Origin of the sequence: Paenibacillus sp. NPDC093718 (genome assembly GCF_050279985.1) — a bacterium.
In the GTDB taxonomy this organism is placed as follows: Bacteria; Bacillota; Bacilli; order Paenibacillales; family Paenibacillaceae; genus Paenibacillus_AQ.
Genome location: NZ_JBNNUS010000007.1, coordinates 171,122 through 184,810, shown reverse-complemented (window position 1 = coordinate 184,810; position 13,689 = coordinate 171,122). Strand labels below are relative to the sequence as shown.

General features: G+C 47.1%; 10 protein-coding genes and 2 pseudogenes. 11 read left to right on the top strand and 1 reads right to left on the bottom strand.

Annotated features, from left to right (window positions below; translation table 11 throughout):
* The first annotated feature begins 91 nt into the window (after nt 1-91).
* A complete protein-coding gene (locus ACQKPA_RS21520; protein WP_427494554.1) occupies nt 92-1,543 on the top strand; it encodes an extracellular solute-binding protein in 1,452 nt (483 codons plus the stop codon).
* Nucleotides 1,544-1,684: 141 nt separating this feature from the next.
* Here the strand turns inward: ACQKPA_RS21520 and ACQKPA_RS21515 are convergent, their stop codons facing one another.
* Entirely contained in the window at nt 1,685-2,593 is a 909-nt protein-coding gene (locus tag ACQKPA_RS21515; protein WP_427494553.1) for a helix-turn-helix transcriptional regulator, read from the bottom strand.
* A 100-nt stretch (nt 2,594-2,693) separates the two neighbouring features.
* Here ACQKPA_RS21515 and ACQKPA_RS21510 point away from each other — a divergent pair, with 100 nt between their 5' ends.
* The 10 genes and pseudogenes from ACQKPA_RS21510 (at nt 2,694) to ACQKPA_RS21465 (ending at nt 13,667) form a co-directional block, all read left to right on the top strand.
* On the top strand, nt 2,694-3,158 hold the full coding sequence (locus ACQKPA_RS21510) for a VOC family protein (protein ID WP_427494552.1): 465 nt from the start codon (nt 2,694-2,696) through the stop codon (nt 3,156-3,158).
* Between the two features lie 78 nt (nt 3,159-3,236).
* Nucleotides 3,237-3,803 (top strand): annotated as a pseudogene (locus ACQKPA_RS21505) (YdeI/OmpD-associated family protein); the annotation flags it as partial.
* Nucleotides 3,804-4,258: 455 nt separating this feature from the next.
* Nucleotides 4,259-5,245, top strand: a complete 987-nt coding sequence (locus ACQKPA_RS21500) for a hypothetical protein (protein ID WP_427494550.1) — start codon at nt 4,259-4,261, stop codon at nt 5,243-5,245.
* Between the two features lie 62 nt (nt 5,246-5,307).
* Nucleotides 5,308-5,456, top strand: a pseudogene (locus tag ACQKPA_RS21495) (DoxX family protein); the annotation flags it as partial.
* Between the two features lie 287 nt (nt 5,457-5,743).
* Nucleotides 5,744-6,427 (top strand): response regulator transcription factor, encoded by a 684-nt coding sequence (locus ACQKPA_RS21490; protein ID WP_427494549.1) that lies wholly within the window; start codon nt 5,744-5,746, stop codon nt 6,425-6,427.
* On the top strand, nt 6,420-7,796 hold the full coding sequence (locus ACQKPA_RS21485; protein ID WP_427494548.1) for an ATP-binding protein: 1,377 nt from the start codon (nt 6,420-6,422) through the stop codon (nt 7,794-7,796). The genes ACQKPA_RS21490 and ACQKPA_RS21485 overlap by 8 nt, the downstream gene beginning before the upstream one ends.
* Before the next feature lie 336 nt (nt 7,797-8,132).
* A complete protein-coding gene (locus ACQKPA_RS21480) occupies nt 8,133-9,965 on the top strand; it encodes an ABC transporter ATP-binding protein (RefSeq protein ID WP_427494547.1) in 1,833 nt (610 codons plus the stop codon).
* Entirely contained in the window at nt 9,934-11,670 is a 1,737-nt protein-coding gene (locus tag ACQKPA_RS21475; protein WP_427494546.1) for an ABC transporter ATP-binding protein, read from the top strand. The genes ACQKPA_RS21480 and ACQKPA_RS21475 overlap by 32 nt, the downstream gene beginning before the upstream one ends.
* Nucleotides 11,667-11,951 (top strand): hypothetical protein, encoded by a 285-nt coding sequence (locus tag ACQKPA_RS21470; RefSeq protein WP_427494545.1) that lies wholly within the window; start codon nt 11,667-11,669, stop codon nt 11,949-11,951. Before ACQKPA_RS21475 ends, ACQKPA_RS21470 begins: the two co-directional genes overlap by 4 nt.
* A 444-nt stretch (nt 11,952-12,395) precedes the next feature.
* Entirely contained in the window at nt 12,396-13,667 is a 1,272-nt protein-coding gene (locus ACQKPA_RS21465) for a serine hydrolase domain-containing protein (protein ID WP_427494544.1), read from the top strand.
* The last annotated feature ends 22 nt before the right edge of the window (nt 13,668-13,689 follow it).

The window sequence follows — 13,689 nt, the reverse complement described above, 5'->3', positions numbered from 1 at the left end:
ATATATACGCGTTCTTTAACCGGAGTGAATGGAATCTTGATGTTCCTCATGATATACTGATTGTTATAGACATGTATAGGAGCGGTATATATTGTTGCGTAGAAGAAATGAATTTCATGAGCGTTATGAACGCTTTGTCCAGGAATTGAGAAATGAAATCGTCTCCGGTGTTCTGCAGCCGGGTGAATTCATTTTGCCGGAAAATACGCTAAGCCAGAAGTATGAAATGAGCCGCGTATCGATTCGGAAGGCGCTGGATGAGCTGGTGAACGAAGGACTGATCGAGAAGATTGCGGGCAAGGGTAACCGTGTGAAGGAGCCGGATGAGGACAGAACGCCTGTCGTGCTGAAACTCGCCTGGTTCTCCTCCTCCTATGAAATTCCGATTATCGAAAAAATAATCGAAGCGTTCGAGCGGAAGCATCCGTTCGTTCAGGTGGAAATGGTGCTGTACGCCGAGGACTTCTACACCGAAACCATCATTCGGTCCATTGATGACGGTCAGGGCCCCGATCTGTTTATTATGTCGGATCAGCATTTCCGGGAATGGACCGAAAGCGGGCGAACGAATCTGCTGACAGGATATGTTCCTCCTCGTCTCATGGAGGAAGGAGTCAGCTATCCGAGGGTGTTCGACCTGTTTAAACATGAGGGCAGCATGCTTGCGGCGCCGTTTGTGTTCTCTCCGGTGGTCATCTGCTACAACCGTTCGATCTTCCGTCAGTACGGCCTGCCTTACCCTATCAGTCTTGGCGACTGGAAGGAGCTGCTGGCGGTGGCCAAAGCCTGCACATCGGCCCCGGACGAAGACGGAATGACCGATCATTACGGCTTCTGCTTCTCCTCGTCTCCTAACCGCTGGCCGGTCTTCCTGCTTCAAAATGACGGCAGCATCATGGCTGCAGATCGCAGCAGGAGCACGATGGCGGATCAGCGAAATATCGAAGCTTTGGAGTTTTGCGTATCGCTTATGTACAAGGAGCATGTGTCGCCGATCTTCTCCCATGGCAGCAGCCATTTGGCCGAGAGCCTCTTTATGAAGGAACGGGTTGCCATGATCATGTCCACCTATTACTTCATGAATGAATTCCGCGATCATTCCATCGACTGGGATGTAATGACCCTGCCGAACGGCACCAAGCCCGCCACTATACTGCTTGGTGGGGGGCTGTCGATCAACGCTGCGAGCAGTCATCGGAATATCGCCGAGAAGCTCGTGGATTTTATGACAGGCGAGGAGGCGCAGACGCTGCTGAAGAAGCACGGCTGCACCATTCCGGCTTTGCGGTCGGTGGCCGAGGATGACCGTCTGCTGAATCCGGACATTCATCCGCAGCACTATAACCGTTATCTCGAGGTGCTGCCGCATGCTTATCCGCTGCATATCCTCAACCTGAACCAATCTGAAATATTGACGCTGCTGGATGAACTGAATCTGCTGTGGGCCGGAATGGAAACCCCGGCGGATACCTGCACCCGAATTGAATTGCTGTTCAACAGCCGCCTTGGCCTGACGGGCGCAGGTACGGGAATGGAGAAGTGACGAATCGGTAAAGAAGGGCACCTTCAGGAGAAAGTAACCATGTTGTAAGATATGGAGACGATCTTGAAGGTGTTTTTGTGTTGGCAGCAAGATTCATCTATCCGTGAGAAGTCCCTGACATGTTAATGTAAAAGGGAACTTTCAAGAATATTTCTCCACCATTTTATATAAATAATTTCGAAACTCTTCAACATAGGTTTTGGGCTCTACGATTTCTAGATTTGTACCGAAGCTTGCTAAAAATTGAAATCCAATATGGTTTTGAGGAATATAAATGGTTGCTAAGAAATATTCAGAATTATAGTTTGTAATACTCTTTCGACCGTACCTTTCAATAAATTGATCCTTGATGCTAGGCGAAATCAACGCCTTAACGGCGACTAGTTGCGGCTGATAACTGGCTGTATTTTGTTCTAATCCGTAATCCCTCGGGATAAAGGTTTCTTCATCCATAATGAGATTATCGATCCTGGATAATTTGAATGTTCTATAGCTCTGGCGTTGTAAACAGAATCCCTTCAAATACCAACTCGTTTCGCTAAAATGAAGCTGATACGGCTCGACCATTCGATTCGTTGTCATGCCGTTTTTATCAATATAATCAAATGAAATCAAATTTTTCCCTACTATCGATTCCTGGCATATCTTCAAGGTTGGAAGAATCTCAGATCGACCCTTCCAATCATAAAATGACAGTTGGATGGAACCTTTCCTGGACTTGGGATGAACCATGGCTTCCATTTTTCTAATCGTGATGTCAACTTCCTCGCTGATTAGAATTTGTTCCAATCCGCCGAGCGCAGTCAATATATTTTCTAAGTCGGAGCTGTTTAAAAGTCGTTTATCCACCTTGTATTCATCCATAATACCGTATCCGCCATGAATTCCATTAACAGAATAGATGGGAATGTTGGATAGGCTCAGTGTTTCCATATCGCGAAGAATCGTTCTTTTGGAAACGTTAAATAATTGCGCGAATTCTTTTGTTGAAACGATACCTTTTTTCAGCAATATCATGATGATAGATATCAATCTCTCAACCTTCTCCATGGCTGCTCCTCTTTTTGGTACAAATTTTTAAATGGTGACAGGCGTATGTCACCACTACTAAATTATACTTCATTTATCAAAAGAAGGAGGTACAAACTTTATGTCAGCTATTGCCTATTTAAACTTTGATGGAATCGCCGAAAAAGCGATTGAATTTTATTCGGAGGCTCTACATGCGAACGAGGTAAAAAAAGTGAAATTTAGGGATTTTCCACAGGATCCAAACTATCCATTGCTAGAAAATGAATTAAATATGATCATGGAGTCCTCGGTAGAATTTGCAGGCGGGAAAATCATGATGTCGGATATTTTGCCTTCCATGAAGGCGGTAACAGGTGAGTTGGTGAAAGGAAACAACATACTTATTAGTCTAGTCATGGAGGATAAACAAACATTGGAAAAATATTTTAACCAATTGTCTGTTGGCGGCCATGTTGTGATGCCGTTATCCGCTACTCCTTGGTCTTCGTGTTTTGGTATGCTCGTTGACCAGTTCGGAGTTGCCTGGAAATTTAATCGTGACGCAGATCGCTTCCTTGATAAAGTGATTTCAAACAAACAGTAACGCATTCAAAACATGGCCTTTCAATGAAAGGCCATGTTTTGATATTCTCATTAGAAAGGAGGAGGATGGGGTTTAGTTATGAAAATTGAACATGTAATTCCAGCAAAAACGAGAGAGGATTTCAGGATTTGGATGGAGGACCATAGTGAGACCGAGAAGTCTTGCTGGGTCTTGGTTAGTATGAGGCCAACCCCCGATATGTTATTATATTTGGACGCAGTTGAGGAAGCTCTGTGCTTTGGATGGATTGATGGAGTCAAAAAGAAAATGTCCAAAACCGAGCTGGCCCAGAGACTGTCTCCTAGAAGTAAAAAAAGCTCATGGACTGAATTAAATAAAGAACGTGTCCGCCGCCTCGAAAAGCTGGGGCTCATGAGAGACGAAGGCAGGAGGGTTCTTCCTGACATGGATCCCGATTCTTTCAGAATAGATGGGGTTATAGAACAAAGGCTAAAAGAGGAAAAGGAAGTCTATGAGAATTTCATGGCATTTCCGGATCTTTATAAAAGAGTTCGGATCGACACGATACAAAGCTATAAAAATCAGCCGGAATTATTCAAGAACAGGTTAGACAAATTCATAACCAACACGAGAGAAAACAAAATGTACGGTCAATGGAACGATAATGGCCGTCTACTAGATTACTGTATTCATCCTCACAAAGATGCCAAGCAGAAAGGTGCTGTCAAGAGTGTGCTTATTTCAACTCAAATGGGGCATCCTTTATATCAAAAATTGGGGTATCGAGATGTATCAAATATGTGGGTATTTACGAACTCGGAATAATCCACGGTTACGCCACATACTTCTTCCATGGGAGAAATGATCCATAATCGACAGCCTCAAACCGGTTTTTCCATGAATCGTATACTCACCTATTCGTCATCGTTCATGATCCGCTTGACCGTGCTTAACTTCATGAATATTGAGTTGTACCAAAAACGGGTAATCATTAGTTACAGCACTCCATTTGTTCTTTACACCCAGTAAACGTACTGATTTTGCGCTAAGCGAAAGGAGGATTGTGTTCAGCTGTCATCAGCCATTTTTCCAGCTTCAGATTAACTCTAGAGATTCATTGTACCAAAGGAGGTAACTTAATGTTTTATGAGCGCTTTGCTCTTAGCAAAATGAGCTTCAAGATTTTTACATCGGTTATTCTCGCTTTCCTTTTGTTCATCACACCAGTCCTGCAAGCGGATGCTGCATCACCTGGTAAAACCGTGAACGCATCGGCAAAACTCGCGTATAATTTAAAAGGTCTTAAGCACAATGTGGCCGTACAAAAAGCATATATCGCAGACAAGTACATTTATGTCACGCAGCGGTCTAAGGGAACATGCTATCTTTCCAGGTTGCGCATTAGCGGGAAAGACGCGAACTACGTAGACCAAATGACCGTCACCAACACCGGTCATTGTCAAACGCTTGATATGTACACATATAACGGGAAAAACTATTTCTACTTTAGTTCCAAAGCTGATTCTTCAACAAACCAATACTGGTCGCTTCAAGTGGCAAGACTTCAATATAAAGCTGGTTCGAAGGTCGATTATACAAAGCTGGACCGGTTCACTTATATGAATTACGCCAATAAGACTGGCAAACGATTAGGCACAACCTATAGGGTCGACGGCGGCGGTAACAGCAAATATACGTTCTTCCGTGTACAGACCAAGGAAAAGACCGTCACCTGGTCCATATACAGTACGGCGGCTTTGAACAAGCTCTTGGACAGCAAAAAGCAGGTTCGTATGGACAGTGCCGCAGCGAAAAAAGCGAGCGTTGCGAGCTTCACTCAATCCGGCAGCAGCATTATTAGACCGAATGGATCGTTTCAAGGTGCAGATATGCTTGGGAGCACAAAAATTTACACCTCAGGGGGAGCCGAACGCCAAACCCCTCAGATTGCCATGATGAACAGCTCGGGCGTATACAAGAGCCTGGTGAAAATTACGAATGTAGGAAAGCATGAAATCGAGGGAGTCCAGACCAAGAACGGGAATGTTTATTTTACCATCGTGACGGATCCCAAGAACAAGAAAAACACACAAAAAATTTACTATGTCCCTGATTCTATATTTTAAATAACTGTACGTTTCTTAGACGTATCGACATTGAAAGCCGCATGATATGCGGCCCCTCGGAAATTTTCTTTTTAATGACGGGTGCGGCATTATCTCATGCATTTGCTAACGATTATGGTGATTACGGGTTTAATCTTATCCTCCCGCTTTCATACGCTGCACTAATAACATCTCGTGGGCTCTACGGCCATCGAAGAGCCGCTTACTATAAGGAGACTATCCCTTCGCGCCTCCCTGACTGTTTCAATGCCTGCCTTTTGTTAAAAGCGCAGGCATTTTTTTGTTGATTTTTATTGTTTCCCTATGCCAAAATCATGACACATACACGACTAATGGGGATGCAGAAATCGGTACTTTATTGATGGGGGACAAGGCAGGCAAGGGGGGACTTGCTGCGTAGAAACGGTTGCCCTCTTTTAAATTCCCAGGAGCCTTGTTGGAGGCACAGACTGTAGTGTTCATGTTGCTTAAGGGAAGCTTTGAGGATGGGGGATAGCAATGACAAATGTACTTGTGGTTGAAGATGATGCGAATATGTTAGAGATGATTTCAATGATATTAAGCCACGAAGGTTATCGTGTCCGGGGGGCGGTTAATGGCAAAGAGGCGCTTACGGAAATGGAAGGCTCGCCTGCAGACCTGGTTGTGCTTGATGTCATGATGCCTATCATGGACGGGTGGGATTTATGCCGCGAGCTGCGGATTATGAACCCCGAGCTGCCGATCATCATGATTACGGCCAAGCACGAGACGAGTCAGAAGGTGAAGGGATTCGGCTTAGGTGCCGACGACTACCTGGTCAAACCTTTCGATCCGCAAGAGCTGGTGGTCCGAATCAAGGCGGTGCTGCGGCGGTACCGGATTGCAAGCGATAAAAGGGTTACGTTGGGCAGTTTTAAGCTGGACCGGCTTCGAGGAACCGTCTCAGTCGGTAGTGAGAACTGGCATTTACCTCTTAAGGAATTCGATCTGTTATATCAGCTTGCCAGCTATCCCGGCCAAATTTTTTTGCGAGAGCAGTTGATCGAAGCGGTATGGGGATTCGACCACGAAGGGGACGAACGGACGGTCGATGTTCATATCAGACGGCTGCGGGAGCGGTTTGCCGCGTATACCCATCTGTTTCGCATCGTAACGGTTCGTGGTCTCGGATACCGATTGGAGACGGAAAGCCATGATTAGGAGCATCAACTTTAAAATATTATTGATCTTTATCGTAGCATTTGCGATAGGTTTCGGACTCTCCATACCGATCACCGTGTATTTGTTTAAAAACCAAATCACGCAATCCATCCAAAACGAGTATGCGATGCGAAGCGGGGCGATAGCGGATATTTATTCACGATTGGCGCCGACCGAGCGCGGTCCTTATCTGAAACAGTTGTCCGAGAAGCAAAAGGTTTCTCTGTGGATATACGATCGGAATGGTTTGCGTTACGCTTACGGTCAGGCAAACATGCCCACAATTACCGATGAAGATGTACGTCTCATCCAGGACGGTGCTGAAGTCGTGAGGTACACTTCTATCTTACCTGTACCGACGAGCCTGCATATGGGTTTCCCTTTACAAACAGCAAATGAGCAGTTGGCCCTTGTCCTTCATCCTGAAAGCTCTGATACGAACCTTGTAATCACTGTTATAGGTGTTTTCATATTGATTGCGCTCACGATCGGCAGCTTCAAATTCATTCTTTTTACAAGAGTGGTGGTAAAGCCTTTAAAGTCCTTGACGGCCGCAACCCGTAAAGTCGCCAAAGGAGACTATAACATTGCTCTTCAAACAAAGAGTAAGGATGAATTGGGCGTCTTGACGGAACAATTTCAACAAATGGCCCACAAACTGAGCCAGATCGAAAAGATGCGTCAGGAGTTCGTTTCCAACGTGTCCCACGAGCTTCAAACCCCGCTGGCGTCGATTTCGGGTTTTGTCTCCATCCTGCAAAATGACGGGCTCGATGAAGCCGAGCAACTGCGCTGTCTGGACATTATCCGGAATGAAAGCATGCGGCTGTCCCGACTTAGCGAGAACATGCTCCGCTTAGCTACGATCGATTCGAATCATTATCCCTTTCAACCAGCGCTCGTTCGGCTAGACAGGCAGATGCGCCGTATTGTCGTAGCGACGGAGCCGCAGTGGGCGGCCAAACGGCTGAACATCCACCTTGAGCTTTCCAAAACGGAAATCTATGCGGACGAAGACCTGCTGAGCCAGGTATGGCTCAATATTTTCAATAACAGCATCAAGTTTACGCAGGAGGGCGGCGACATCACAATTGAGCTTCATTCTCGAAATGGTGAAATCGGAGTCACTATTCGGGACTCGGGGATCGGCATTGCCGAGGAAGACCGCACACGTATCTTCGAACGCTTCTTTATGGCGGATAAATCTCATAATCGCGAAGCAGGGGGGAGCGGGCTTGGACTCGCAATCGTGAAGCGCGTGGTCGAATTGCACGGCGGTTCGGTCGAAGTCGATAGCACCTTAGGAAAAGGAACATCAGTGACCGTTTATCTGCCATTCATGCAACTAGTGAAATCAATTAGAAAATAAAGCGGGAGAAAGAGTGAACGATAAGTTCACTCTTTTTCTATTTATTACCAACCCATTCATATTACGTTCATATTTGATGCGTAGAATCGGTCGGGAAAACAGATTTGGGAAATTAAATCAACGAGAAGGAGGTTAGTTTGTTAGTTAATGGTCTGCTTGTTGTTCAGTTTTTACGACAATACGAGTGGCCATTTTAATGAAGTCGATAGTTCGGTCGCGGTATCCGGTGTGACCGAAATTACAAGCTTGTATTCAACAATCGGCTCGGCTTCTATAACGGGTTGACAATCGTGCAAACGGCCATTTTGTCTTCAAATTTTTTGGGGGAGGGATAGCGTGACTCGTAAAAAAAGAATCGCACGACTAATTGAAATCGCCGGAGAGAAACGCGGACTGATAATCGTCTCCGGCCTGCTATCTTCGCTTGGCGCCGTTTGCATGCTGGTGCCATACGGCTCCGTCTATTTCATATTGAAAGAGTTGTTGGAACATGCAGCGTCCCCGGCTTCGGCAGACGGAGCGAAGATGATCAGTTGGGGCGTCATCGCCTTCATCGGCTTCGCAGCCGGCTTGATCACGACGTACGCGGGGGGAATGCTTTCTCACATTGCCGCTTTTCGTATTCTTTATGGTCTCAGGATGAAGCTTTCCGGCCATATCGGCAAGCTTCCGCTTGGTTGGCTGAACAACAATTCGACGGGTGCCATCAAGAAAACGCTGGAACAAAACGTGGAGAAAGTGGAAACGTTCATTGCGCATCTATTGCCTGAGCTCGTTCATGTTGCTGTGACCACGGTCCTGATGTTCGCCGTGATGTTTACGTTGAATGTTTGGCTTGCGCTTGCATGCGTCGTGCCAATAATCATTGGGATTGCGGTTCAGATCGCGCTGATCAGCAGACCGAAAACAAAAGAAACCGTCAAACAGTTCCAGGATTCATTGGAACAAATGAATGCTTCTGCCGTCCAATATGTGCGGGGGATGCCGGCCGTCAAGGTGTTTGGGCAAACCGTGCAATCGTTTCGACAGTTTTATCGGGACATGGTTCGTTACCGCGATTATGGTGTGAAATTAACGGATCAGTTTCAATACGGACATTTGATTTTCAAGGTGCTTGTCGGCTCGTTTTCCGCATTTGTTTTGCCTGTCGGGGTGTTTTTATTGAGCCGCGATCCGGGCAGCATCGCCTTTGCCTCCGTTCTGCTGTTCTTCCTAGTCATGGCACCGGGCATATCCGCCCCGTTGTTTAAAATCATATTCTTGGCTCATTCGCTTGAGGATATTGACGAGGCCGTTCAGCGCATAGACGGCATATTGGCGCAAGAGTATTTGCCGGAGCCTGAACGTCCGAGGCGACCGACTTCATTCGATATTTCATTCGATCATGTCTTTTTTTCGTATGGAACAGATCCTGCAGATAACGATGCGCTTACGGACATTTCTTTTATCGCCCGGCAAGGAGAAGTGACGGCGCTCGTCGGTCCGTCGGGAGCGGGCAAATCGACCGTTGCCAATCTGGTGCCTCGCTTCTGGAATGTGAACATGGGAGCGATCCGCATCGGCAACGTGGATATTCGCGACATCGCGACCCCTGATCTAATGAACACCGTCGCATTTGTGTTCCAGGATACGTTTTTGTTTTACGATACCGTGTATAACAATATCGCGGTCGGTCGTCCGGACGCGCCGCCGGAAGAAGTGTTCGCCGCGGCGAGGGCGGCGCAGTGTCATGCATTCATTGAGAACCTTCCACTTGGATATGACACGCTGATTGGAGAAAGAGGCGTCTATTTGTCCGGCGAGGAGGAACAGCGGATCGCCGTGGCCCGAGCTATCCTGAAAAATGCCCCCATCTTAGTGCTTGATGAAGCGACGGCGTTTGCCGATCCTGAGAACGAACATGAGATGCAGTTGGCGCTGAAAACGTTAATGAAAAATAAAACGGTCATCATCATCGCTCATCGCCTGTCCACCATTCGGGATGCGGACCAAATTCTCGTGATGGAAAGCGGGAGAATCGTCGAGCGGGGAAGGCATGAAGCCCTCATCTCAGCTAACGGCTTATATGGACGCATGTGGCGTTCCTACCGCCATGCGGCAGGGTGGTTGATGGGCAAAGGAAAGGAGGATGCTGAAAATGAGCATGCTGCGCAACATAACGGCGAATAATCCGCGTTCGTTGATCAAACCTGTTTTTTACACAACCGTTGCCAATCTGGCGGGCGTGATCCCCTTTGTGCTCTTGGTGGAAGCAGCGAGATTGATCTTTATCTCGTTTGTCCATCCCGACATCCCACTCGATACGGCACGGCTTTGGTGGGTGTGCGGCGGGATGGCGGTTTCGATTATTCTCTTGTTCATCTGCGAAATTCCCGCCACCAGTGCCCAATTCCGAGATGCATACAGCTCGGCGGCGGACGGACGGTCGCGGTTGGGCGAGCATTTGCGCAAGCTGCCACTCGGATACCTGAACAAGCGGGATCCGGGCGATCTTGCCAATATGATGACGAGCGATTTTACGATGCTGGAACATGGCATCTCCCATTTGGTTCCGCAGATGATCGGGGCCGTCGTCATGCCTGTTCTGGCCTTGATCGGCCTGTCTTTCATCGACTGGCGATTGGCGCTTTCCCTGTTCGCCGCGCTGCCGGCGGCAATTCTGCTGGTGCTCTTGACGTCCGGCATCCAGCGCAAACTCGGCTCGCAGCATATTCAGGCCAAGATCGATGCCGGAGGCCGGCTGCAAGAATACTTGAACGGTATCCGGGTGATCAAAGCTTATAACTTGACTGGAGAACGTTTTGTCCGGCTTGAACGGTCATTCAAGGAATTGTTGCGGCAGAGCATCCGCCTCGAAGGGATGTTGGGGCCGATTGTACTGAGCGCGATTGCCTGTGTTCGTGCCGGTCTTACTCTGATGGTCGTGGCCGGTGTTCATCTGCTGCTCGGCGGAAGCCTGGATGTGATCACATTCGTAGCGTTCCTGATCATCGGAACAAGAATCTTCGATCCGCTGACGACAGCACTTGCCGGTTATGCTGAGCTTCGCTATTTGGATCAGGCGGGCGAACGCATCGTGCAGCTATTACGGGAGCCGGTCATGCAAGGAGAGCGGCAGCCCCCTGCGGGTCATGATGTCGAACTGAATCAGGTGACGTTCGGCTACCAGGATCAACCGGTCTTGCGAGATGTGAGCGTTAGCATGCCGGCGGGTACCTTCACAGCATTGGTTGGCCCTTCGGGCAGCGGCAAAAGTACCATTCTTCGGCTCATCACCCGTTTTTATGACCCGGAACAGGGGATGGTGATGATGGGCGGGGAGGATATTCGCGCGATGGACCCGGAAGCGTTGCTGGGCAAAGTATCTGTGGTGTTTCAGGATGTGTACCTCTTTCAGGATACGATTGCAGGCAATATCCGGTTCGGACGAAGCGACGCAACGCGCAAGGAAATCGAGGAGGCGGCGAGGCTTGCTTGCTGTCACGATTTTATTATGAAGCTGCCAAACGGTTACGACACAATGGTTGGTGAAGGGGGATGCACGCTATCGGGAGGTGAAAAACAGCGGATTTTCATTGCCAGAGCGATGTTGAAAAATGCACCAATCATTCTTCTCGATGAAGCAACGGCTTCTCTCGATCCCGAGAACGAAGCGGAGATTCAGAAGGCGATCGATCGACTTGTTCGAGACCGAACTGTCATCGTCGTCGCTCACCGCCTCAAGACCGTGCAGCATGCAGACCAAATAGTTGTACTCGACCAGGGGCGAATCGTGGAGCGGGGAAGCCATAAAGATTTGCTTTCGTCGAATGGCCTGTATGCCCGGCTGTGGAGACGACAACAGGATGCAGGCGAGAGGCGGATGATCCCGTGATGGAGACAACGGACATACGACACTGGAATTCCTGGTTCGATGGCCTCATGCTCGTGAATTCGCCAAGTCATTACCCGCTCGCCACATATTTGCAGACGGCTATCATTCAACAGGATTTCGCCAACATGCGCGCAGAGGATGTTAAAACCTTGTCGGAGATCTCGGATCGGACTACACGTGCGGCTCAAATTTTTATTGGTGCATTGCCGATCATGGCAGTTTATCCGTTTTTGCAAAAATATTTCATGACCGGCCTGGTGATGGGAAGCGTGAAGGAATAGAGGGGGCTGAAACCACAACAAATTAGTTCCCTTTACAATATGTGAACTTCAACCCACGTAGCAGCGACTTATTTTTATTTAGAGCCATTTCAAATCACTAAGCTTTTGATAAGGGATTTGAAAGGGCTCTTTTGCTTTTGGAAAATAATTATCGGTCCGGGAAGGAGCTCCAATTACCGAATATTATTATAACTGCGGTGAGGACTGGTGCAACACCATAAGGGATTAATCTACCCTGGGAACGGCGGTAACCGTCTTTCTGCCAGCTATGGAACCCAAGTCAAACAATCGAAAACCTGAGTGCGTGAGTAGGTGAACGAATCGTTCATCTTTTTTACATTTGTTCCCATTTGGTTCATCTTATGTTCACATAGGATGCGTAGTATGGGGTGAGTAATCCGAACATGAGATTATAAATAACATCATTTAAAGGAGCGAGGCAAAATGAAGAAAAAGGTTGTAAGTTTGATTACAGCATCTGCATTATTTCTTAGTTCGGCACTGATTGCTTCAGCTGAGGCAATAGAAGCTGAGAATAGTGTTCTTGCGGCAAACCCTACGAAGTGTAATGATCCGATCAGCGATACTTACGATGTATCTAAGCTTGCAACACTTACGGATGCGGATAAAATGAGTTGGAATTTTGTTCATATGGATCAATTACTACCTCATTCTATCATCCAAAAGGGGAATAAGGTTCATCCATTTAAAAGGGGTAAAATTGTTGATCTTAGCACTCTTACCTATAAGTTCAACGGTGAAACTCGCAAGTTCGCGGAATTAATGAACCGCAGTAGAACAAACGGTCTTCTTGTAATCAAAGACGGTAAGATCGTAAACGAACAGTATTTCAATGGCAACGATGCTTGCACCCGCTTTACATCTTGGTCGATAGCGAAGTCCTACGTTTCTACCCTTGTAGGCATCGCGGTAGATGAAGGCAAAATTAAGAGTGTTGATGACATCATCACCGATTATGTTCCTGAGCTTAAAGGTTCAGGCTACGAGGAGGCAACAATTCGCGATGTCCTTCAAATGTCTTCAGGGGTAGATTGGGACGAGGATTACAGTAATCCAAATTCGGATATCTGGCGTATGATGCAGGATGTAGTGTTCAAAAGCATGCCGGTTATGGAGTTTATTAAGGACTTGAAAGGCGGCCAACCGCATACGTTCAACTATAAGAGCGTAGATTCTCAAGTTCTTACTTTTCTCGTAGAGAATGTTAACAAGAAACAACTACACGAGGTAGCTTCCGAAAAGCTCTGGAAACCACTCGGCATGACAAGTGATGCTTACTGGAACCAAGATTTACACAATAACGATATTGGTTTGAGTTTCATCAATGCACCACTTCGTGACCTGGCTAAACTTGGCCAGTTATTTTTGCAAGATGGCAAGTGGAGAGGAAAGCAAATCGTTTCCGCAAAATGGGTGAAAGAAGCAACAACACCTGTTGATCCGGATTTACAGCCTAATGTCGCTTACCCTCACTTTGGCTATCAGTATCAGTGGTGGGTTCCGGAAGGAGCAAAATTTGGCCATGAGTTTGCAGCTATGGGAGTCTATGGCCAGTATGTTTACGTAAATAAAGATGCTGGGGTAGTCATCGCTAAGGTTTCTGCTGATCCGGAGTATACGGTTAATGTTGATTATGATTACGAAGAAATAACCGCCTTTAGAGAAATTGTAAGAGCGGTATCGAAAGAACGTTAATAGTTGTGAACCTCTCTATAAT